This is a genomic window from Bacillus sp. JUb11 (assembly GCF_024807925.1).
Taxonomy (GTDB): Bacteria; Bacillota; Bacilli; order Bacillales; family Bacillaceae; genus Bacillus; species Bacillus altitudinis.
Genome location: NZ_JANUEZ010000009.1, coordinates 62,036 through 84,430, shown reverse-complemented (window position 1 = coordinate 84,430; position 22,395 = coordinate 62,036). Strand labels below are relative to the sequence as shown.

The window sequence follows — 22,395 nt, the reverse complement described above, 5'->3', positions numbered from 1 at the left end:
CATGATACTTTCAATTAGAAGTAAAAATCAGTAATATAAAGAAAAGAGCCGCTTAAAGGAAGTGAACAAGCGTGGAATATAATATTCATGACACCACCGTACTAAAAGAGGAAATCCTATCTCCTGAGGAAAAAAAGACATGGGTGCTGTATATGAAAGTGCTCACTGCTGCAGGACTTGGAGATGTTTCTGAATGGATGAAGCTGGATATGAGTATGCCTCAAATGAAGGTGCTCATGCTACTCAATAACCATGGCTCTCTTAAGGTGTCCGAAATTGCTGAAAAAATGGGGGCTTCTTTGTCCAATATGACAGGGCTGCTTGATCGGTTAGAACAATCGAACTTTGTGGAACGAAAGCATTCTGAGCGTGACCGTCGAATCATTGTCGTAGAATTGACAGAGGAAGCGAAAAATATTTTCAGAAGTATTTATCAAAAAGGGCATGAAAAAATTAAAAATTCCCTGCAACGGCTCAATGATGAAGAAAAAGAAAAAGTCAATGAAGGTCTAGCTATTTTAGAAAAAGCACTTCGTCCTGAACGTGGCTAAAAAAGGAAAAAAGACGGTCACTTGAGGTCCGTCTTTTTTAATTCTTCTTTTCCTTGTTTATCTGGGGTGAAAAGATATTGACGAATGACTTCCCGATCATCCCACAAGAGATAACCTAAACCGATAATGAGAAAAATGATGCTGATCCACGTACCGCCTGGGAGTATATCTTCCAGTTCCTCAATCGTTCTTTCTCCGCCTACATTTCCACCATAACGAATCTCAAACAAAACGAATTTTGCTATATAAAACAATGCCGCCGTGCAGATAAACATAGCGCCGACAATTCTTCTACTAGACATGTGTTGACTCCTTTACTTCCACTGATTTCTTTTGATTAATTCCGTGATATGGGCGAGATGATGCTGTGAATGCCAGACGTACATTCCTGTTGCATCATATAAGGACACCGTTTGTTGATCGGCTGGATGGTAATATGCAGCGTTGAAATCTTCCTCTGTCATCTCGCGAAGTAATGTGACCCACCTGCGATGCAGACTGCTGATTAACGGCAGTGATAGACTGATAGGCGCCTTGCTGTCAGGAAGTGAAGCAAATGCCTCCTGATCATATGGACGTATGTGCGGTGTTTCTTCTGTCAGCGCAAGTTTAAATCGCAAGTAGGCGTTCAGATGGCTGTCCGCTACGTGGTGAATGAGCTGACGAACGGTCCATCCTCCTGGCCGATATGGGGTATCCAGCTGATCATTTGTCAATGGGACAACTGCCTCTTCATACTTTTGAGGAATGAGTGCCAGCTCATCAATCCATGCCTCCAGCTGCTTTTTCGTTTGTTGGTCCACCGGTTCATATAAGCCAATCGGATATTGTAATGATGTCATCTGCTGCCCCTCCTTAAAATCCTTCTAGAACAAATTTACCTATCATCTTCCCTTGCTCAAGTGTTTGATGTGCCTGCTTCAAATTGGCGGCATTGATGGGGCTGAGCACCTTTGTTAATGTATGTTTTAACTTCTTCTCTTCAAATAATGTACTCGCTTCTTTTAAAAGCTCGTGCTGCTTCATCATATCCGAGGTTTTGTACATCGGCCGTGTGAACATGAATTCCCATACAAATGCAGCACTTTTATTTTTGAGTAATTGAATGTCTAAATGGTGCTGATTTTCAACAATGGTACAGATCGTCCCTTGAGGTTTAATCGCTTCTGCCATCCCTTTGAAATGGCCATCTGTATCATTTAAGCATAAAATGTAATCCACTTCGCCAATCCCTTTTTCCTGAAGCTGCGCTAAGAGCGGCTGGTGATGGTCAATGATATGATCAGCCCCTAATGAGAGACACCATTCATTTGTTTCAGGTCTTGATGCAGTGGCGATCACAGTCGCCTTTGCTAATTTGGCGAGTTGAATGGCGATGGAGCCCACTCCGCCTGCACCACCGATGATCAGCAAGGTCGAGCCTTCTGCATTCCGCTTCATATGCATTCGGTCAAATAGCGCTTCATATGCCGTAATTGTTGTAAGAGGCATGGCAGCTGCTTCGGCAAAAGAGAGATTTGCAGGCTTTTTCGCCACAATTCTCTCATCCACAAGCTGGTATTCACTATTTGAGCCTTGTCGCGTGATATCTCCTGCGTAATAGACGTGGTCACCCGGCTGAAACAACGTACACGCTTCGCCCACTTCCACCACCGTACCGCTTGCATCGTAGCCAAGAATTTTCAGTTCTTCTTCCTTCTGATTCTTCGGTGACCTCACCTTTGTATCCACTGGATTCACCGACACAGCCTCTACCTTCACCAAAATATCCCTGCCAGCTGCTTTGGGCTTTGCCACCTCCTGATCGATCAAGCTTTGTTCATGCTCAATTGGCAAATACTCAAATAATCCAACTGCTTTCACTCGCTCGCACTCCCTTTCTCCATGCTTCTTTTCCACATTTTATCATACATTTCTGATGCTGATGGATCAGTCAGCAAGCGATTGCACATTTAGGATTTCTTCAAAGCCCTTCGTTCCCTCACGATGTAAGAAGGACGAGCCTTTTGTAAAGAGAGGACATAGGTGAACCAGCCGCTCGATTTAAAAAAGTACTGAACATAATAAAACTGAATGTGCTGCAAGAAAACGACGATGAACAGAAAAATTGTGAATAATAGCGTCACAATGTCTCCCTGCATCCATCCACTGATCAATACCATCACAAAACCGAGCATCATGAGCTGTTCGAGCCTCTGCATGATCTGGACAACGAGATGTCCCTGTTTGGTTAGGTCACCTGATTGACGCTTTCGAATGTTTCTTGATTTATAAAACCATACGATACTTGTCACTAGATGATGAATGATAAAAAGAGCGATCATGACCATAAGTAAAGGAGTTGATTTAAAAAGGTCTTTTATAATGAATGGGATCACCAAAAAATAAAATGCGGTAAATGCGTGTCTACCTGATAAGAGAAATAGTTGTTTTTCTATGTATCGCTGCATGTGTCTCACCTCTATATGTAGTACGTCTCATTTGTCATAAGGTTCCTTCTGCCTATCAAAAAAGGATGCCCTGAAAAAGGCATCCTTCATGAATCAAGCTTAAAATGCAGCACTCAGTACGACAGGGCCTTGCGGAAGCTTGTTATCCTTTTTTGGTTCAAGGGTGACAGCCACAGTATCCCATGATTCGTTTGCTTCTTTTTCAGATAATGCATAGGTGACGGTGCCCTCCCCTTTGCTATCTGTTTTAAAGGCACCGGCCGGAACGGGCTGATCTCCTTTAATGAGCCATACTTGATAAACAGCTGATGAATCAAGCTGGCCTTTTAATCCGTCAGCACTCACTACAAGCTCTTTTTTGCCGTGATGCTCAATCACTGAAAAAGCACCCGTTGTTTTTGCCGATTCAGCAGATGCCAGTGATTTTGTCGCAACAACTTTGACAGGTTGTTCTGCTTGATCTGTTCCATTTGTTAAGAAATACACGTTCCCAGCTGCAGAAATGAGAAGTAGTGCGGCAACGAGAGGCAAAAGCCATTGATTTTTCTTCTTCATTGGCGGTTTCATCTCATTTGCATCACGAACTATTTTGAGATCTTGAGGCGGGTTCGATTTTGCAGCGATTGTTGTCTCTCGTATCTCTTCTTCAAATACTCTTGATAAAATGCGGTCTTTCATCCCTGCCGGAGGCGTTTCGTCCTCTGCTAGAAACGGAATATCAGACATGAGCGATGTCAGTTCTTCAAGCTCTTCTTTGCAATCCGAGCAATGTTTGATGTGTTCTTCAAATTGCGTCTTTTCTTCTCCTTGTAAATGCCCGTTAAAGTAATCAATGACTTGATGTTTACACTGAGTCATGCCTCTTCCTCCTTTCCTCCGCGAGACAGTTTCGTTCGTAAATGCTTCAATGACAATCGAACTCTTCCCTTCACCGTTCCAATAGGGATGCCTAGTTTTTCCGCAATGCTCTTTTGTGTCATTCCTTTAAAATAGACATCTTCGATGATGGTTTGCTGTTCTTTCGACAATGTTGATACTGCTTCACGTATGATTTGTTTTTCTTCGTTCCATTCTACTTCTTTTGACACATCTTCTTGATGATCTGCCAAGTATTCAATATGCTCATCTTCAAGAGCTGTTTCATTTCGGTGTTTCCTTAATAGATCGATTGCCGTGTTTCGTGACATCATAAATAACCATGAGGAAAATTTCCCTTTATCTGTATTGTATTCTCCTATGCCGCGCCAGAGCTTGATAAAGACTTCTTGAAGCACTTCCTCCGCCAGCTCACGGTTTCCAGTCATTTTATAAATAAACGAATATAACACACGTTCATAGCGATCGTACAATAATTCAAGCGAGGGCTTATGTCGATCATGTTTGATCTTGTGATACAGCTCAAAATCCTTCAGTGTGTCCATGGTCATCTCCTTCCTTTTTCATGAGAAAGAGCATTATGCATTCATCATGAAATCTTCACGTATGGCTCATCTCTCAAATTGCTGAGATAAGCCTCCTTTGTACTTTACTCTTTTTTCAAGGAGAAAAAAAGAGCGCTGAAAAAGGAAATGTGTTCCTCATGAGAATGTACTTACTCAACGGATGGATTGACCATTTGGATCACTCGCCTCAAGAAAAGTCAAGAATCCATGTGTTTCATTCACTGTTCAGTTGATTTTAGCAAACTCTCATTAGTCTCTCAATTTACATCAGGTAGAACGCACCCTTTCATCATGTCATAATAGAACGAAACAGGAGAACTGGAGTGTCCGAAAATGATTGTAACGATTGTTCTTTTTTTATTAGCTGGTCTGGCTGAAATAGGTGGCGGTTATCTTGTCTGGCTGTGGCTGCGTGAAGCAAAACCCGTCAGCTACGGAATCGCAGGTAGCCTCATCTTGGTCGCTTACGGCGTCATCCCTACATTCCAGCAGTTCCCGACCTTTGGGCGGGTTTATGCGGCCTATGGCGGTGTTTTTGTCGTTCTCGCTGTGTTTTGGGGCTGGTGGGTCGATCGCAAAACCCCTGATTTCTATGACTGGATGGGTGCTTTGATCTGTTTAGCTGGTGTCAGTGTGATGTTATTTGCCCCCCGCAGTTAATGGTCGGATGATGATCACACGCTAAAAAGCCGGCAATATGCCGGCTTTTCCTCTTTTACATTCTAAATTGTGTTTCATACAAACGCCGGTACATCCCGTCCATTTCCAGCAGGTCTTCATGCCTGCCTTGCTCCTTGATGCCCTCTTTTGTTAAAACCACAATCCGGTCAGCATGCTGGATGGTCGCTAGGCGATGCGCAATAATAAACGTGGTTCGTCCTTCAGATAGTTCTTCAAGTGAGCCCTGAATAAAGGATTCTGTCTCCGTATCCAGAGAAGATGTGGCTTCATCTAAAATAAAAATTGGCGGATTTTTAAGGAAAATACGTGCAATGGAGATACGCTGTTTTTGTCCGCCAGATAACATCATTCCGCGTTCACCGATGATCGTATCAAGCCCATTTGGCAAGCTATTTACAAGATCCTTCAGTTGGGCTTTCTCCACTGCCTGCCACACTTCTTCATCAGATGCATCGAGTTTTCCGTATAAAATGTTTTCTCGAATGGTCCCATGGAATAAATAAATATCTTGCTGGACGACACCAATTTGTCTCCGCAGCGAAGGCAGTGTCATCTTTCTTGTCTCTATGCCATCAATTGTAATGGTACCCTCCTGCCATTCGTAAAAACGTGGCAGCAAACTGCAAAGCGTCGATTTCCCAGCACCAGAGGGACCTACGACCGCAATGGTCTCTCCTTGTTTCACCTCAAGATTGATGTCATGAAGAACCGGTTTGTCTGATTCATATTGAAAAGACACGTGCTCAAAAACGATATCCCCTTTTAACTGATCAACTTCAATGGCATCATCCGCATCCTTTTCATCTGGCGATTGATCGATGAGTGATGCAAATCGTTTAAAGCCCGCTGCACCTTTTGGATACATTTCAATGACTGCATTGATTTGTTGAATGGGTCCTAAGAAGATGCCTGTTAATAGTACAAATGACACAAATTCCCCATACGTCATATTTTTTTGCAGCACAAACCATGCGCCGCATACAAGGCCAAACACTGTCACACTCTTAATAAGAAAATGACTGACAGCGGTATGCACAGCCATCATTTGATATGTGGTTAGCTTTGTCTTTCTAAATTGCTCGTTATGTTCAATAAATCGGTCCATTTCATGTGATTCATTTCCGAATGCTTTCACAACCCGTATGCCACTAATATTGTTTTCCACACGTGAATGGAATTGACCAATACTCGAGAACATTTTATCAAAAGCAGCAGACATTTTTTTCGTAAAGTAGACGGATAATCCGATCAAGAATGGAACGACAATAAATGTGAGAACTGCCAGCTGCCAATTAATCGACAGCATCAAGCCAAAGGCACCCGTGAGTGTCATGATCGCGATAAATAAATCCTCCGGGCCATGATGCGCAATTTCACCAATATCCATTAAATCATTTGTCATACGGGACACGAGTTTTCCCGTTTTCTTTTTGTCAAAGAAGCGAAAGGACATTCTTTGTACATGAGAAAATAGCTGATTCCTCATATCCGTTTCTATATTAATGCCTAATTTGTGCCCAAAATAGGTCACGACATAATGCATCGTAGAACTGATCACGTATAAAACGAGGAGCAGAATGCCCCAAAACCAAATGGCATCCCAATCACCATTTGGCAGCAAATCGTCCATCACTTTACTGATGGCAAGGGGAAAGGATAATTCGAGTAAGGCTGCCAGTACCGCACAGGAAAAATCTAATATAAACAGCCCCATATATGGTTTGTAGTATGAGAAGAAACGCTTTAACAATTGACAGACCTCCTACCGATCAGACATTTCTGTCAATATATCAGCAAACTCTTCCGCTTGATTTGCTACTGCAATCGGATCGTAAGGCCAGAAGAACTCTGTATCCATTTGATAGGTCTGCTCTTTTTTGACAGATTCTAGACTCTTCCAAATAGAATTGTTTTTATCAAATGTTCCGCCGTTGCTTTCATCAATGAAAATGTAATCTCCTGCATATTCAGGAAGGGTTTCATACGAAATGACTTCATACCCTGTCTTACTTTTTAAAATTGTATCTCTGACCTGTTTTGGTGGGTTTACCTGTAATTGCTGATATAATGCCTGCCCGCCTCGATAAATTCCGTTACCATATACATAGACATCATTTTTAAAAGCACCCATGATCGAGACCGTTTCATTCTCTTTTAAAGCAGACTTCACTTTTTTCCTAGCAGCCTCGATTCGTTGATCGAAGGCGGTGAGGAATGCTTTTCCTTCCTCTTCTTTATTTAAAATTTTTGCCAGCGTCGTCAATTCTTCATGTGCATCTTTGAAAGAACCGTAAGGATACACGATGGTAGGCGCTATTTTTTTGTACACATCATAGACTTTTTCATCCTGTACTGCTGTAATAATCAGATCAGGCTTTAAGCTAAGTGCTTTTTCAGCTGAACGCTCGTCACTGATGTCCACTATTCCTTTTATCTTGTCCTTTAAGTGTACGTTCTTTAAATCCTGCGTGGTCGATCCCACAGGCTGAACGTCAAGTGCAATCACACTCCCTAAATATCCATCTACGAAAATTCGTTTAGGTTCAGCTGGAATCTCTATCTTTCCTTTCACTGTTTCAACCGTTTTCGTTTCTTGCTTTGATTCTGCTGTTTTGGCTTGTTCTTTATTGCCACAAGCCGTCAATATCATTAGAAGAATGACAGCACATATCCAATACGTCTTTTTCATCTCCATATTCCTCCTTCATTTTCGCCACTACAAATGAGAATAGTTATCAATTACTAGTCTCATGTATTCTATCAACCTCACCCGTAGTGGTCTATGGAGGATTCTCGCAACTTACATATGGACAATTGTTGGATAGGCTGGCTGTGTCAATAGAGAGACAAACCGGTCCATCAAAAGAAGTGCACGCTCTCCTTCATCAAATCGAAACTCCTCCAGTTTTACTGGATAAAAGGTACCATTTTTCACAGCCGATAATTGACGAAGAACATCACTTTCTTCCATTCGCTTGTCCATTTGCTTATACCACCCATATTGGTCAGAGACAATAAAAAACATATGATCCGCCTCGTATTCTCCAAGTCTCTCTAAAGGAATGACTGTATGTTGATTAGGAAGAAGAACTTCTTCTAAAATGGCTTTTGGAGGTTTTAAGCCAAGCGTTTCGTAAAGATAGAAGGCCCCTCTTGCCTCATAGGACCACATATACACTTTGTCATGTCCTCTCATTTCATAGATTGCAACGGTCTCGCCTTTTTCTCTAAAGGAAGACAGGGTGTTTCTTGCCTGTTGACTATGCTGTTCAAATCGCTTCACCCAATCGTTTGCCTCATTTTCTCTTCCTAAAAGGCGTCCTATAGACAGTACCTCTGGTACAGCATGATGACCGGCGTATGGCAGAACAAGAACTGGTGCGATTTGCTCCAACCGCTTGATCAATGCAGGTTTTGAATAATAATAGTTAGGGACGATGATGACATCTAATTGAAGTGATTTAAAGACGTCATCAGGCGTATGTTCATTTATGACGAGCGAACCGGCCAGTTGTTCTTTCAATATATCTGAATGGAGATAGGTTTCTTCGTCAATACAAACAGGCTCAATGCCTATTGCAACCAATGACCCGACAAATTGAAAAGCAGCAATACGCTCTGGTCTTCGGTTCATTCGAAACTGACTGGGCGTTCTCCCTGTTTTTTGACGGAACTTCCTGCTGAAATATAAACTGTCTGCATACCCGACTTGCCGTGCTATGATTTGAATTTGATCGTCTGTTTGCAGAAGACGTTTTTTGGCTTCGTCTATTCGAATTTGTGCAATGTATTCTGTCACACTCATCCCCATACTTTGTTTGAAAAAGGTAGAAAAGTAACTCTCATGAAACCCCATCTTATGAGCTAAGTCTTTTCTTGTTAGTTTTTGATCATAATGCTCAGCCATATACTGCAAGATCATGTTAATCGAATAATGCACTTTTTCGTTGTATGGCTTGGATTGTTTGCGGAAAATGAACATGATTTCTTCCAGCCATTTCGCCTGTTCTTGTATGATTTGGCTCGTCTGTATTTGTTTGATGTAAGAAAAAAGGACGGCAGAGCCTTTCACCACTTCCCCGTTATCAGGGAGATTATCGTGATTCACCTTATAGACCAATTCATTTTGTGCATCTTGTGCCAGAGTGAATTGGTCAAATGTGACAGTATAGATCACTACTTGCTCGCTGGATAAAGATTGAACCATAACATCTATTCCTGAGCGGATCAACACACTGTCTTTGGCGTTTAGCTCATATCGAATTCCTTCCATGTCAAGTCTTACCGCACCGTCCGTAGTCAAGAACATCAGTGAAGATGTTTGCCATGAGTCCGTTTGTTTCACAGAAAGAGATCGTTTACTGCTTTCTTTCATGCGAAGAATTGTATGAGTATAGGCGGTCATTTCCTCTTTCTCCTTCCATATAAAAAAGTGCTAAAATAAACCATTTTAGCACTTCAATGTCTGACTGAATGGTGATTATCGCGCTCCAGCCGTTTGTAATTCTTTGTTTTTCTCTTTAAAGCGTTCATTATGTGAAGACACGTACGCTACTTTTTCTGCTTCTGGTTCGATGTATAGCTTTGCGCTATTGAGTGCATTGACTCCATCAACAAACGTACCGGCAATTAAACGCACTTTACTTTTATGTGTGCATAAGTCGCCAACTGCATAGACACCAGGTAAATTGGTTTCCATCTTTTCATTGACCTCGATGAGTCCCCACTCACCTTGCTTGAGTCCCCATTCTGATAGAACACTTAAATCACCTTTCATGCCATGGTTGACGATGACAGCATCGGTTTCGATTCGTTCGATGTCGCCTGTTTCTAAGTGCTGAATGGTGACGGCTTCAATTTTGTCACCTTGACCATGAAGCTCTGTGAGTTCATGCGGTGTGAGAATGCGAGCACTAGATGCTTTCATGTTGGCGACGTTTTTTTCATGTCCACCAAACATATCACGACGATGCACAACGGTCACACTTTCAGCAATTGGAACGAGGGCATTTGCCCAATCAACAGCTGAATCTCCGCCTCCAGAGATGACCACCCGCTTCCCTGCAAACGTCTTTAGCTCCTGTACGGTGTAATAAAGATTTGTTACTTCATAACGGTCTGCATGCTCGATTTCAAGTTTTCGCTGAACTGGTATTCCGTGACCCATGGCTAAGATGAGGGTCTTTGTCAAATGACGATCACCATTTTCAGCCGTCAGCAGGATATAACCATTCTCATCCCGCTCGAATTGCGTGATTTTTTGATTCAACGCAATCTCTGGTTCAAATGTTTTCGCCTGCGTTTCTAGCTGCTGAATCAGCTGTTCACCTCTTGTTGGCGGCAAACCGCCTACATCCCAAATGACTTTTTCAGGATATAGGAGGATTTTCCCGCCAAGGCTTTCGTTATACTCCAGTACCTTCGTCTTTAAATCCCGCATCCCACTATAAAAGGCAGTGTACATTCCTGCTGGACCGCCGCCAATAATGGTGACGTCAAACAATTCAAGCTGATCTGTCATTTGAGTCCCTCCGTTTTTTCATTGAATGATCTATTTATAAGTGATATTGATTCTCATTATCATATGTATCTATTGTAGTCTACTCTAGCGAAGGGAATCAATAGCTTTCTATAAAAAAAGAACAGGACGAGCGCTTTCTCGTCCTGTCATCTCACACAATCGTTAATCCAAGGTCCTTTAATTCCAGCGAAACAAGTCTTGCAATCGCATCTGCTCCTTCTTTTGTAAAGTGCGTGCGATCCTCTATGCCTGTTGACAGCATAAAGTAAGAAGTCGTTTTCTCTATGCCGGAAATTTGATAAAACTGAAGGCTTGCCGTATTTAAATCTACAAGAAGGACTTCTTCTTCATCAGCTAGTTCTTTCATAGCGGCACAGTAATCAGGGAAATCATTGATATATTCTCCGTCTTTTTCATGAAAGCGGCCGACTGGCGTTAATAAAAGCGGTGTAGCTCCTTTCGCTCTTGCTCCGTGAATATATTGAGACAAATAGCTTTTATACGTTGTGAAAGGATCTGTATGCCGTTCGGGCTTCTCCGTTGAAGCATCATTGTGCCCCATTTGTGTAAACAGCCAGTCCCCAGGCTGAATGTCAGCCAATATTTTATCAAGCCGTCCTTCTTCAATGAATGTTTTTGAGCTTCTTCCACCGATTGCGCGGTTGTCGACGCTCACACCCTGCGCTGTGTAGCGATGTAAAAACTCTCCCCATCCTCCTTGAACAGGACGATCTGGATAAGATGAAACGGTTGAATCACCAGCTAAATAGATGGTTGTCATGTTCATACGCCCCCTTTTTCATATAGCCACTCTAATAAGCGATGCGGACATCCAAGTGGCTGCTGAAAAGATATGAAACAATCAGCATCGCTACTTCATTCATTCTCTTTTGAATGATCAAAACCCTGCTTACCGGTAGATGTGAATACGTTAAATATGCGGCGGAAGTTCTACTTTTGTCTCAACGGCTTGCTTTAACGCCTGAAGCATATAGCCAATTCCTTTATATGGAGCCAGCGGATAAATCGCTGTCTGATGAGGAAGTAATAACGGATCGATTACCTTTCGATATTTCTTTCCACCTAGTATCACTAATTCATCATATGCAGTGAGATGTTTTTCATGAAATTGCTGACTTAGTGCTTCTCTTGTTATCTGATCAGTATGCGGTGTACCAAAAGCCACATCATAATTTTCATGAATAATATCATCTGCCTTTAAGAATCCATGCTTCGCTGAAATGATTAGGTAGTCTGAAAAGAACGTTCGGGCATAGCTTTTCGTACGCTGATGCAGCGGACTTAAATAAACGAGGTTCGCCGGCTGGCTCCCTGCCTCTGGATGGACGTCCCACATTTTCTTCGCCCCACATGGAATGATACAAACTCGCTTCACTTGATTTTCTCCTTCCTTCGTTGATACATCCGATACAACATACAACCTAGCGCTGTGCCAAGTGTATTTAAGAGAATATCATCAATATCGCTGCTTCTTGTAATCATACCAGATTGCGAGAATATCCATTGAAGCACTTCAATTATTGTTGACAAGAAAAAGCCAGCAAGAATTGCCTTTTGCAAGCGCAAGGTTCGGAATGCTTGATAAAGAAAAAAACCAAGTGGCACAAATAACAAAATGTTCCCTGCCAAATTTAAAAAAACAAGATTGGGATAGCCATGATGATAGGCATGGAGATTTTGATAAATGGACTGCAAAGGCATGAGGTTGACACTCACCTGATCCTTTGGTGCGGAAAAACGATTAGGAAAGACCGTCAAATATAATAAAACATTTGTATACATAAACAGACAGGCAAGAACGATTTCAGTTCGTAAATAGATAAATCGTTTTTGTTTTTTCGCCTGTCTGTATCTCATATGTAAATAGAGCGGGACGAGCAAGAGAAAATAAGTCATGGAAAACATCGCACTGAATGTCATACAGAGAGCTGCCCCTTTCTCACATCATGCTTGACCATATTTACAGCTTATTCAGGCCTGCCCGCATCTATTCATCACTTATTCTCCTATTCAATGACGAGAAACCCATATTGACAAATCGTCATTTTTCCGCTAAACTGACTGACATTCAGTCATTTTAAGGTCGGTGATCCTGTGTCAAAACGAGAAAAAATTATGCTTGCTGCCATTGACGCGTTTAAAGAAAAAGGAATTGAAAAGACGACCATATCGGATATTGTGAAAACAGCAGGAGTAGCGCAAGGAACTTTTTATTTATATTTTCCTTCAAAGCTGTCTGTCATGCCTGCCATCGCTGAACATCTGATCGCACAGATGGTGCCTGCGATCGAAAAGGAATTAACTCAGCATGCAGATGTCCTCGATCAAGCAGATGCGCTAGTTGAATTTATTTTCTCTTTTACAAGACAATACCGTGATGTCCTTGCCCTGACCTACTCAGGCTTAGCTGCCACCGAGCATCTAAAGGAATGGGAAGATATTTATGAGCCGATTTACAAATGGGTCGCTGCTTTTTTAGAAAAAGCTAAGCGGGACAAAAGAGTACGTGCGAACTTGAACTGTCAATATGCTGCGAAATTCATTATCGGTTTACTTGAATCGTCTGCTGAGCAAATGTACTTATTTACAGAAACAGATACAGAAGAGGTTCTGATTCAAAAGCAAGAGGTCAAGCAATTCCTTCTTTACGCACTCGGCATAGAGACACCTTAACTTAGTACAGCACTTGCTGTACGCTCTTTTTTGGCTTCAAAATGACGAATCGTCAGTTTTCAGTTTTAGGAGGAAATACGATGAAAAAAAGCTGGATGTATGTTGCACTCACATGTTTATTTGAATTACTTTGGGTGTTTGGTTTAAATAGAGCTGATGCTGTGTGGGAGTGGGCGATCATTATCTGCCTGATCCCGGTTGATTTTTATTTTTTAATGAAAGCTTGCGAGAAGCTGCCGACTGGGACTGTGTACGCCGTGTTTGCCGGAGTTGGAACGATTGGTACGTCTTTGATGGATTATGCGCTGTTCGGCGGTTCGTTTTCATTAGAAAAGCTTTTATTTATGGGCATTTTAATTCTCGGAATTATTGGATTGAAAGTGTCTGATGGAGATGCACATGAGCAGAAAGGAGAAGCGGTATAAATGGGCTGGTTTTTTGTAATGTTAGCCTCTGCCTGCGAAATTGGTGGAACCATTGGTCTCAATATGTTCAGTAAGAAAAAGCAACTCACGACAGGCATTTTATTTGTCGGCGGATTTGCCTTATCCTTTTTGTTTTTGTACGCCTCGTTCTCTTCCGTTCAAGTGTCCGTTGCCTATACGGTTTGGATTGGACTTGGAACAGCGGGTTCTGTCTTGTTTAATATGATTCTATTTAAAGAGCCGAAAAACATGATTCGTATCCTCAGCTTGCTGCTGATTGTGATTGGCGTCGTTGGGCTGAAGTTGTTTGCGTAATAGAAAAAGCAATGGAATAGATTATCCATTGCTTTTTAAGTTAATTTTTATACTTTTCTTGGTACGCTTTAAATTGTTCTTCGTATTTTTGCAACTTTGTCCCATCGACTTTTGAATTTAATTTCGGTTTCCGCTTTCCAATTACCATTACATCTTTATCTACAATAGGACTTGATAAAAAGATGTATGGTGCAAAACGATCACACTTCGTATTTGGAAGGGTTACGGATAATCTAGCGTATTCTTCTGTCGGGAATTGGTTTGAAATGTCAAGCTCCTTGAGTCCCTCTAATGCCGATATTGGTTCTAAAGACTCGTCCTTCACTTTTATATTTGATAAGCACAGATATTTTAAATTCTTAAGGTATCTTAAAGGTTGAAGAGTATTTAAATTTAATGTATTCCAAATCCCGCCTGACAATTGCAACCATTCTAAACCAGTGTTTTTTTGCAAAGGGGCTATGTCATTCAACTTTGAAAAATCTGTTATGGATAAAGATTTTAAAAAAGTGTTTTTTGATAGATCCCATAAACTTTGTGCCTTCGTATTCCATTCAAGTGCCAATACCTCAACATCTTGAAGAGAACTGATGATTGATAAATCTTCTACTCTCAGTTCACGCATATAGAGCATTTTGGGATTAACTAAGCTCAAGATCGTATTGAATTCCTTTTGGCTCACTTTGTAAATCCACAATGTCGTGAGGTTAGAAAAAGAGTTCAACCTTTCAATATTTTTTGTTTTTCCTGTGATTAACAACTCGGTAGCATTTTCATCCACATCGGCTAAATCATGAACAACTTCTGGTTGGGCATCATGACGAAAAATATAATCAGGGTCTTCTTTGAGCATTCTTTTACCTCCACACCTACGAATGATGGATATCTAAATGAATTTTATCAGAAGTTTGGAGTCAAAACATTGTTCTTTCCGATTTATAAAATCTTTATCATCTAAAATATGGAGCAACAACATATCAACGACTTCGCTTTCACTATACTCCATATATTCTGCACAGGTCTTGACGATAGCTCGTACTCTTTCATATAAACAAATAAAAGAACTCCAATTCATATACGAATTAGAGTCCTCATTATATGACTAATACAATTTTCCCACCTTAAAACTGCACCCGTTAATCAAAGACCTTCCTTTTTTATTTCTTGTTTAATGTGGATCATGCTGCTCTAGCAAGAGATCCATTGCGTAAATCGATTCGCCTTTTTCATCCAATAAAAAGTACACAATCAAAGGCTCTCCAAAGGACTCTGTCTGCTGCGTGAACAAAACACATGTGAATTTTTCAATACCTATCGGAATCTTTCTTCTTAATAAAGGATGAAGAATAGGCGAAGTCCGAATTGTATCTATATCCACATCCCAACGTTCGTTTTTTAAAGTGGGATAATGCTCTACTAACAGTTGGTGTAACATGTCGGTCGTGAACGCTGCTTTTCCAGCATACCCATCATCTATTATGTTGGTGTTATACATCCGACGGTTGCTTATCCTTTGAAGCATTGATTCGTATTCCTTTTAAGACAAATCGTTTCTGGCCATCAAGGGTACAAGTGATCAATGTCAGTTCATTTTTCCCGCGATCCTTTAGTACATCAACATCCGTCGGTTCAATCGTAGCTGAGCTGACAATTTTGTATTCGTATGTTTCTGCTTGATGATGTAAGACGACTTTTTCTCCTTTAGGCACCTCTGGCAGCTGCCGGAAAAGCCGGTCGCCTCTATACCCTCTATGGCCTGCAATCGTGAAATTTCCTTCACCTGGCATTTGATGAGATTTGATTTGAGTCAGTGCAATCCCTAAATTTTCTTTTGTTGTAACAGGAAGCACTTTTTCGTTTAAATCAATTGACGGGATCTCAAGCTCCATCGTATCTCGCAGGTCTTCTTCTGACACTGTTAAATGTGGAATAGAAGAAAGGGCATCACTGTCATTTTCTTCAATCATTTTCAATGCCTGTTCCATGGCTGCTGTCTCCTGAGAAGTTCGCCACTCATATAGAAAAGGAACGGAGATGAGCATTAGTCCCGCGACCACCAAAAAGCTGCCTAATAAGGTTCTTTTTTTCATCAATACACTCGTTCCTTCCTTTTACTGAATGGTTCTTCTTCTGACTACAAGAAGAACAGTTCCAGACACTACTAGTAAAATCCCTGCATACATCAAATAACGTAGCCATTCTTCTCCAGTCTTTGGCAATTCACCGTTTGAGTCATGAGGCGGATGTTGATCCCCTTGATCTGAGGCTGGAGGATTCGTGTGGTCCCCTTCATTCTTCATTGGAGCATTTTTTACAATCAATGTCTTGATCTCCACTTCGCCCATTTGAATTGTAAAAGCGAGTGGTTTTTTTAACGCTACATAACCATTTGGAGCTTTCGTCTCTGTGAGTGTATAATCACCAGGTTTAAGCCCTTTAACAATGGCTTCTCCGTCTTTTCCTGTTGTCACAGATTTTATCGTTTTCCCAGCTTTTGTACGAATGTCAAAGGCTGCACCTTTTAAGGTTCTATCTGTCTGCTGGTCTACCTTTATGATACGCAGACTTCCTAAAATCAAGTGATTCTTCGCTGTTAATTGAAGAGGCTTCTGCTGATTTTTCTCAATCGTAAACCGGATCGGCTGATCATCTAATTCATAGCCGTGAGGCGCTTTCGTTTCAACGAATTGATATTCTCCCGGTTTTAGATCGTTGATGTGAAGCTTTCCTTTTTGATCCGTTACAAGTGATTTCTTCAACGTTTTCCCGTCTTTACTCTGAAGAGCAAACTCTGCGTTTTTCAGCGTGTGTCCTTCAGCATCTACTTTGGTCAGTTCCACTGCTCCCGGCGTCAGTTTGTTGATCATTTCTACTTTTGCTGGTTTGTCTTGCCCTAATCGAATCGTAAATGAGACAGGTTTCTGATCCAATTCATAGCCGGCAATGCTTGCTGTTTCGACAAATTGGTAGGTTCCTGGCTTCAGTTGATCGACTGTCAGTTGACCGTTTTTGTCTGTCTTTAAGTCTTTCTTCACACGCTGACCGTGCGCATCAATCAGGTCAAAGGTCACGCCAGCGAGCAATTGACCATCCTCCCCTTTTTTCTCAAGCTTCACAGCACTTGTCGTCCGGATATTTTCTTTTGTCACTTTCACCAGTTGATTTGGATTGAAATCAATCTTGAAGTCTACTGGTTCTGCATCAAGTTGATGTCCAAAAGGAGCCTTCGTTTCAACCAATTGGTAAGCGCCTGGTTTCAAATCGTTGACAGTGATGATGCCTTTTTCATTTGTTGTTAAACCTGACATCAATTCTTTACCATCGTCATTGAACAGGGTAAATTCTGCGCCTTTCAATCTTTCTTGTTCTTCCCCTATTTTTGTGAGTTCTACAGAACCTTTCTTGAGCTGATTGATGGCCTCCACTTGAATCAATTCTTTTTGACCTAATTCAACTTCAAAGACAAGTGGTTTCGTACTCAATTCATAGCCTTCAAGACTCTTTCTTTCAACAAATTGATAGGTTCCAGGTTTTAGACCTGTGAAGGTAACCTTTCCATCCTGATTGGTTGTAATCCCTTCTCCTCCTGCCACTATCTTTCCTTTGGCATCAGATAGATCAAAGACAACCCCTTCTAATGATTTCCCATCTTCACCTTTTTTGTGTAACAGCACTCCGCCAGTTGTGCGGCTATTTTCTTTTGTCACACTGACCAGCTTCTCAGGGTTAAATGGCATAGCAAAAGTGACAGGTATTTCGTCAAGCTCATGACCGAATGGCGCCTTCGTTTCAACAAACTGATAGGTTCCAGGTTTCAGATCGTTGACGATGATCTTCCCGTTCTCATCTGTGACGAGACCTGTTTTTATCTCTTTTCCATTTGCATCTACAAGCTTAAATTCTGCTCCTTCAAGCGCTTCATTCTTTTCACCAAGCTTCGTGAGCTGGACAGCTCCAGTTTTGAGATCATTGATCACTTTGATCTCTGCCGGTTTTTTTTGTGCGATTTCGATGGTAAACGGATAAGGTTTATTTTTCTTTTGGTAACCATCAATACTCTCTGTCTCCACAAGCTGATATTTGCCCGGTTTGAGGTTGTCGACCAAAAGCTTTCCATCTTCATCTGTTGTCAAATCTTTACGTACCACTTTGTCATTTTGATCCGTGATTTCAAAGCGAACACCTTGAAGCTTCTTGCCATCTTCTCCTTCTTTCAACACTTCTAATGCACTTGTTTCATAGAGGTTCTTTTGTGAAATGATGACTGGTTCTTTTGGATCGAGTGGTACTTCAAATGTGATCGGTGTTTCATCTAATACATAACCATCGGGTGCTTTCGTTTCGATGAGCTGATACGTACCCGGTCTTAGTTCGTTGATCGTGATCTTGCCATCTTCTCCTGTGACAAGCGCATCATTTAGCTCATGCCCATCTTGATCTAAGAGCTTGAACTGTGCACCTTCTAGTCTCTCTCCGCCTTCACCTATTTTGCTCAATTCTGCAGAGCCTTTGATGATGTCATTTACTGCGGTGACAACCGTTGTTTCTGTTTGATTTTCTTTAATGATGAACGGCCATTTTTGCTGATTTAATTGATAGCCTTTTGGTGCGTTTGTCTCAACAAAATAATAGGAACCTGGCTCAAGATGTTTGAAAAGGATTTCTCCTTTTTCATCCGTTTTCAAATCGGTTTGGACGGTATCTCCAGATTCATTTTTCAGTTCAAATTCTGCATTTTCTAATGCCGCACCCGTTTCTTTATCTTTTTTCGTGAGCTTGACATGCTGACGGATTTCTTGGTTTTGCACCGTCATGCTATTTCCTGTTTTCGTTTGATCTCCTGATTCGTAAGGCTGATCAATCGTGACATTGATCGGTTCCTTCGTTTTCAAATAACCATCAGGTGCTTTCTCTTCTGTCACGATATAGTCACCATACAGAAGACGATCAAATCGAAGAGCTCCTTCTTCATCTGTTGTCTTTGTTCCAATGACGATACCGCTCGCAGCATCTGTCAGAGAAAAGCTTGCTCCTTTTAGCGCTTTTCCACTACTCGCATCTACCTTATGAATGGTTAAAGCGCCAATCGCTCCTGTGCCATCTCCCATGCCAGCGGTACGTTTGACCACAATTGAGGCTTCGGATTCCTTTTTGATTTCTTTTACATTTTCACCTCTAAACGTTACTTCGTTTTGAAGTGTACTTCCCACCTTATCTAAAATGAGAGATTGGTATTCTAAAATATAGGGTCTCGTGATTTCTTCTTTAAATTTGATTTGAAAAGAATCTGGATCGAATTCAAGGTCTAGTTCATAATCCTTCCCTTTTTCCAGTTCTTCCTTTTTGGTCACTTGCCCCTTTTCATCTATTGTTGTCGAATACAGATGAAATGAGTTTTCTATTATGGCTTGGTTACTGCTCGGATGGTCTATAATCGTCGCATCTTGGACTGTTGATTGACCAAAGTTGATATTCAGTTTCCAATCAATGACTTTCCCTTGTTGATTTCCTGATTTGCTCGTGTATTTCCCTCCATTTGGAATGGACACCACAGCATTCACATCTGATTCTTTCGTCTTTCCATCATAAAGGGTCGCTTTATTTTCGTAGGTTTTCTGTACTAAATCCATTTCTTCAACACTTGTTTGATACGTGATTTTGTATGGGGAGTCAATGGCATGTTTGAAAATGACTTCGAAGCCTGATTCTCCCTTTTCATTTTCAAGGAATTTGATGTCATAATGTTCTTTCGCTAATACTTCTTTTTCTTCCGCACCATTTTCCCCGCCTTGTAAATCAAGCGAGTAGACGATAATTGAATCTTTAAGCAAACGCTGATTTCCTTGAATGAAATCCTCGATTTTTGCCTCTTCTAGATGTTTCAAATTATAGTTCACACCAATATTCCATGTGATCTCTTTTTTCTTTGCATCATATGTTCCGTTCTTGAATCCATTTGACTGCGTGTATGTGTCAGGCGTAAAGACAGATTGATTTTCCTTCGTCAAATCCTTGCCATCTTCATTTATCCATTCAAGTTTTACATGGTTACGCAGGTTCTTTTGATCTTTATCTGCTCTTTTCTCATAATCAAAAGACGTTGTATATGTGATGGTATGTTCTGTCTTGATTTCTTTCGTAAATTGAATATCAAATCCATTTGCATGTTCAACGATTTGATAATCTGTGCCTTCTTCAAGCACTGTATTACCTGTCGTCACTTTTAAACTATCTTTTTGCAGCGTCAATCCTTCGTTTGTGAACGTATCTTTTAATATCACGTTGTTCATGGTTTGTTGATCTTTGTTAAAGGTGATATGCCATGGAATGGTCTTGTTCTTGTAATTCGGTGTTCCGTGGTTTTTCGTTAGGATTTGCTGATCAATTCTTTGCTTCGCTTGTTTGCTCTCTTTGCCAGCTGTCACAGTATTGATAATCTCTTCAGCTTCGAAAATTCGATCAGTTGCTTTTGTTTGATATGTGATGAGATAAGCCGATTGAATTTCTTGATTGAATTGCAAGGTAAACCCGTTTTGTTCATCCTTTTTTTGAGGTTGAACCACGTAATTTTCAAATGCTTTTGTTCCTGCTTCGTTGCCGTTCTGATCAATTGTGACTTCTTTGACTTGAATTGAGTCAGATATTAGCGCCTGTGTACCGTTAAAGAAGTCTTCTATCAAAGCATCCTTTTGAGCCAGCTTTTTTTCGTTATAGTTATACCGAATTTCCCAAGTAATCGTTTGTGTGACTGGATCGTAGTGGGCGGCTTTTTTATTTAAAGGACTGCCTCTTGTCACATTCACTGTTCCTTCTGCTGAACTAATCACTTTATCAGCAGAAACAAGGGACGCTTTATTACGAAACGCAGACTGATCTTGATTCGTAATGTCCGTTTCATACATTAAACGGTAAGCGAGATGCACGTCATCTTTAAATTCAATCGTGAAATCTTGACCATCTGCTGTTTGGCCGATCGTGTAGTGGTTTTCGTCAAGCAGCTGTCCAAGCGATGTTTCACCATTTAGCTTTGTATCTACACGATAAAGCTTGATTGAATCTTTTTTTAACGCTTGACCTTCTTGAATCGGATCTAACAGTTTCGCTTGTTTCACATCATCTAAGTCCATATTAAAATCGACTGTCCATTGAATAGTTTCAGCATTGTAAGATCGATTGGGTTCTCCCTTTTTAGAGACATTTGGACCATTTGGAATGTATTGAATCGGGATCGATATCGTATCTTTGCCTTCAATCGGGGTAATCACCACTTCTTTTTCTTCAGTGATCACTGTTTTTTTATCTAATTGTGTCCATACTTGAAGTGTTCCTTGGATATTTGAATATTGTTTAATAAAATCTGTGAACTCGATGGAGGCACTTCCGCTTTCATCTACAGAAAAATAACCGATGGTCGATTGATTAAATTTCATCTCGAGACGATCGATTTTTTCATAAATGACTAATTCCTCTGGAACCTTGAAATGGAATTCATCGCCGCCATTATAGTTATGACCATTCGGGATGGCCCACTTATAGTTAATGGAAATCAGTGAGTTGATATCAGGCCTTTCTACTGAATTTCCTTCTTGATCTTCAAATATCAATTGCGCATCAGTGAGAAGATTTTCTTGGATCGTCATTTGTTTTGAGACACCTTGCAATCCTACACGATTAGACACGTTCACTTTGTTTTTTAGTAACTCATCTTCATCACTTTGTGTCTTTTGAACAGTTTCTTGATTGTTAGCAGCTTTGTCTTTCTCCGATGAGGTTGAATTATCTTTTGAAAGATTTTCTTCACGCTCGTTTTGCTTTGTTTTCTCTTTTTTCTCAGCTATACTGGTGACGTCAATATCTATAGATCCTTCTAAATTCGGATCAAGCTCAATATCCTCATTGAATGTGACCGTCACTTCATTTTGTTTCGAAACGGTATACTCACCAACAGGTATGTCATCGACAGTAATGAGTTCTTTCTGCTCCTTCTCTACCTGAATGACTGAAGGAAGAGAGAGAATATAAGGATATTGCTTTTTGAGATCAATTCCTTTAATAGACCAATGCACAATGGCCTTTCTAACTTGCTGATCTTCTATGCTTGATAACTTGTTTCCTTCGCTATCAGCAAACTCAATATTCCCATAAATATTCTCTTGAATGTCTTTAGCTTGTGCCCCTGCTAAAGGCAAGATTCCTAATATAATAGACTGTATGACTAACATGGTCATCAGTGCCACCGACAATATTCTTTTCAATACATCCACCCTTTTCTACAATTATTTTTCAACAACGATTAAAAAATCATTTGTATACTGT

The 22,395-nt window shown here is 40.8% G+C and carries 22 protein-coding genes; 5 read left to right on the top strand and 17 right to left on the bottom strand.

Annotated features, from left to right (window positions below; all coding sequences use genetic code 11):
* The first annotated feature begins 71 nt into the window (after positions 1-71).
* Positions 72-551 carry a MarR family transcriptional regulator gene (locus M2369_RS16565; protein ID WP_008341672.1) on the top strand — a complete coding sequence of 160 codons (480 nt, stop codon included), beginning with the start codon at positions 72-74 and terminating at the stop codon, positions 549-551.
* 17 nt (positions 552-568) lie between these two features.
* On the opposite strand, the gene M2369_RS16560 is transcribed toward M2369_RS16565, so the two are convergent.
* The 6 genes from M2369_RS16560 to M2369_RS16535 all read right to left on the bottom strand — a co-directional run bounded on the left by M2369_RS16560 (position 569) and on the right by M2369_RS16535 (position 4,422).
* Positions 569-853, bottom strand: coding sequence for a hypothetical protein (locus tag M2369_RS16560; RefSeq protein WP_041506577.1), 285 nt, complete (start codon positions 851-853; stop codon positions 569-571).
* Between the two features lie 12 nt (positions 854-865).
* Complete coding sequence (locus tag M2369_RS16555; protein WP_041506578.1) at positions 866-1,393, bottom strand: YfiT family bacillithiol transferase; 528 nt, start codon at positions 1,391-1,393, stop codon at positions 866-868.
* Positions 1,394-1,406: 13 nt separating this feature from the next.
* Positions 1,407-2,414: a zinc-binding alcohol dehydrogenase family protein gene (locus M2369_RS16550; protein WP_024720279.1), complete on the bottom strand. Its 1,008-nt coding sequence runs from the start codon at positions 2,412-2,414 to the stop codon at positions 1,407-1,409.
* 89 nt (positions 2,415-2,503) lie between these two features.
* Complete coding sequence (locus tag M2369_RS16545) at positions 2,504-3,001, bottom strand: hypothetical protein (protein ID WP_041506579.1); 498 nt, start codon at positions 2,999-3,001, stop codon at positions 2,504-2,506.
* Positions 3,002-3,100: 99 nt separating this feature from the next.
* Positions 3,101-3,859, bottom strand: coding sequence for an anti-sigma factor (locus M2369_RS16540; RefSeq protein WP_041506580.1), 759 nt, complete (start codon positions 3,857-3,859; stop codon positions 3,101-3,103).
* Positions 3,856-4,422 carry an RNA polymerase sigma factor gene (locus M2369_RS16535; protein ID WP_017358828.1) on the bottom strand — a complete coding sequence of 189 codons (567 nt, stop codon included), beginning with the start codon at positions 4,420-4,422 and terminating at the stop codon, positions 3,856-3,858. Before M2369_RS16535 ends, M2369_RS16540 begins: the two co-directional genes overlap by 4 nt.
* Before the next feature lie 354 nt (positions 4,423-4,776).
* Between M2369_RS16535 and M2369_RS16530 the strand changes: the two genes are divergently transcribed.
* A complete protein-coding gene (locus tag M2369_RS16530; RefSeq protein ID WP_017358827.1) occupies positions 4,777-5,103 on the top strand; it encodes a YnfA family protein in 327 nt (108 codons plus the stop codon).
* Positions 5,104-5,158: 55 nt separating this feature from the next.
* Here M2369_RS16530 and M2369_RS16525 read toward each other — a convergent pair whose 3' ends face one another.
* From M2369_RS16525 to M2369_RS16495, 7 genes are all read right to left on the bottom strand, one after another.
* Complete coding sequence (locus M2369_RS16525) at positions 5,159-6,874, bottom strand: ABC transporter ATP-binding protein (protein ID WP_041090731.1); 1,716 nt, start codon at positions 6,872-6,874, stop codon at positions 5,159-5,161.
* A gap of 12 nt (positions 6,875-6,886) precedes the next feature.
* Positions 6,887-7,813, bottom strand: coding sequence for an ABC transporter substrate-binding protein (locus tag M2369_RS16520; protein WP_259255060.1), 927 nt, complete (start codon positions 7,811-7,813; stop codon positions 6,887-6,889).
* 111 nt (positions 7,814-7,924) lie between these two features.
* On the bottom strand, positions 7,925-9,529 hold the full coding sequence (locus M2369_RS16515) for a helix-turn-helix domain-containing protein (RefSeq protein ID WP_178929590.1): 1,605 nt from the start codon (positions 9,527-9,529) through the stop codon (positions 7,925-7,927).
* 75 nt (positions 9,530-9,604) lie between these two features.
* Complete coding sequence (locus tag M2369_RS16510) at positions 9,605-10,645, bottom strand: NAD(P)/FAD-dependent oxidoreductase (protein WP_125590540.1); 1,041 nt, start codon at positions 10,643-10,645, stop codon at positions 9,605-9,607.
* Between the two features lie 151 nt (positions 10,646-10,796).
* A complete protein-coding gene (locus M2369_RS16505) occupies positions 10,797-11,426 on the bottom strand; it encodes a rhamnogalacturonan acetylesterase (RefSeq protein ID WP_039167979.1) in 630 nt (209 codons plus the stop codon).
* 150 nt (positions 11,427-11,576) lie between these two features.
* A complete protein-coding gene (locus M2369_RS16500; protein WP_024720270.1) occupies positions 11,577-12,041 on the bottom strand; it encodes a DUF6884 domain-containing protein in 465 nt (154 codons plus the stop codon).
* Entirely contained in the window at positions 12,038-12,586 is a 549-nt protein-coding gene (locus tag M2369_RS16495; RefSeq protein WP_041506582.1) for a VanZ family protein, read from the bottom strand. The genes M2369_RS16500 and M2369_RS16495 overlap by 4 nt, the downstream gene beginning before the upstream one ends.
* A gap of 174 nt (positions 12,587-12,760) precedes the next feature.
* Between M2369_RS16495 and M2369_RS16490 the strand changes: the two genes are divergently transcribed.
* From M2369_RS16490 to M2369_RS16480, 3 genes are all read left to right on the top strand, one after another.
* Complete coding sequence (locus M2369_RS16490; protein WP_039167986.1) at positions 12,761-13,339, top strand: TetR/AcrR family transcriptional regulator; 579 nt, start codon at positions 12,761-12,763, stop codon at positions 13,337-13,339.
* A gap of 80 nt (positions 13,340-13,419) precedes the next feature.
* Positions 13,420-13,764, top strand: a complete 345-nt coding sequence (locus tag M2369_RS16485) for a DMT family transporter (protein ID WP_003217798.1) — start codon at positions 13,420-13,422, stop codon at positions 13,762-13,764.
* A complete protein-coding gene (locus tag M2369_RS16480) occupies positions 13,765-14,079 on the top strand; it encodes a DMT family transporter (protein ID WP_041506583.1) in 315 nt (104 codons plus the stop codon).
* A gap of 40 nt (positions 14,080-14,119) precedes the next feature.
* Here the strand turns inward: M2369_RS16480 and M2369_RS16475 are convergent, their stop codons facing one another.
* The 4 genes from M2369_RS16475 to M2369_RS16460 form a co-directional block, all read right to left on the bottom strand.
* The gene (locus tag M2369_RS16475) at positions 14,120-14,932 is read right to left on the bottom strand and encodes a leucine-rich repeat domain-containing protein (RefSeq protein ID WP_047946535.1); all 813 of its coding nucleotides are present in this window, start codon (positions 14,930-14,932) and stop codon (positions 14,120-14,122) included.
* A 315-nt stretch (positions 14,933-15,247) separates the two neighbouring features.
* Positions 15,248-15,574, bottom strand: a complete 327-nt coding sequence (locus M2369_RS16470; protein WP_024720266.1) for a hypothetical protein — start codon at positions 15,572-15,574, stop codon at positions 15,248-15,250.
* Positions 15,567-16,169: a class D sortase gene (locus M2369_RS16465; RefSeq protein ID WP_041506702.1), complete on the bottom strand. Its 603-nt coding sequence runs from the start codon at positions 16,167-16,169 to the stop codon at positions 15,567-15,569. Before M2369_RS16465 ends, M2369_RS16470 begins: the two co-directional genes overlap by 8 nt.
* Positions 16,170-16,190: 21 nt before the next feature.
* Positions 16,191-22,343: a SpaA isopeptide-forming pilin-related protein gene (locus M2369_RS16460; protein WP_259255040.1), complete on the bottom strand. Its 6,153-nt coding sequence runs from the start codon at positions 22,341-22,343 to the stop codon at positions 16,191-16,193.
* Positions 22,344-22,395 lie beyond the last annotated feature (52 nt).